This window comes from Candidatus Frankia alpina, assembly GCF_902806485.1.
Taxonomy (GTDB): Bacteria; Actinomycetota; Actinomycetes; order Frankiales; family Frankiaceae; genus Frankia; species Frankia alpina.
The window spans coordinates 1-853 of record NZ_CADCWT010000517.1 but is presented as its reverse complement, the minus strand read 5'-3'; the positions used below and the strand labels follow the sequence as shown (position 1 = coordinate 853).

The following is an 853-nucleotide window of genomic DNA, read 5'->3' as shown; positions in this document are numbered from 1 at the left end:
GCCGGGAATGGCTCATTGTGCACTCACCCCACCACTTTCGACAGCACTGTCGACGTGATCCGGACCGCAATCGACATCACCGCCCAGCCGATATGACCCAGCCCACAGTAATGGCGCTCACACTCGCCGCGATTCGTAACACCGGTCACACCCATTAAGGCAGGGGCAATGAATCCGCGTCGCGCGGGTCACAATTCCCGCTTCGACACGGTCGATCGGCCCCGCGCCAGCAGGCCATTCGTCTCGTCACCCAGGTCACATTCCCCCACACCGGAGCAACCTTGTGACAGGGAATCGCGTCGGGCCTTCTTGACCGCAAGCAGGACGGAATCAAGCGATGCGGATGCCGGGCGGTCACCCTCACCGGCGGTCAGCGGCATACCGACGCGGCGGGGCCGCATCGGTGGCCCACAGCCGGCAACGTCCATGGGCCCACGGCCGCGCCGACGGCCAGATCGTGCACTGCTCCCACGGACGCTCCTACAGACGTGCCACCGGCCCGTCCGTGCGCCTCCTACCGTGCTGGCGAAAGCCGATCGAGCCATGGATGTCCGGGATGCACGAGGGTGAGCGCGTCGGCGAGCCATCGGCGCTGCGTTGCGGTGAGGACCGGCAGTGCCGCTACCAGGTCCAACTCGTCCTTCGGCCGCGGCGACGCCGCCTTGTAGAGCAGCTGCACCTCGGGGACGAGATGGGGAATGCCGTCCGAGGTGAGGTTTCCCAGCGTTGCGATCGGACGCCGGACACGGGGATCGCGCCGGCATTCCCACTGACCGCCCCGGACCTCCTCCAGCATCACCTGGATCCGCCACGGCCGATCCGGCCCGGGTCGACACCAGATGTCGTGCACCCC

Annotated in this window: 1 pseudogene; it reads right to left on the bottom strand. The window is 67.3% G+C overall.

Going from position 1 to position 853, the window contains the following annotated elements:
* Nucleotides 1-514: 514 nt before the first annotated feature.
* Nucleotides 515-853 (bottom strand): annotated as a pseudogene (locus tag G6R25_RS24285) (nucleotidyltransferase domain-containing protein); the annotation flags it as partial.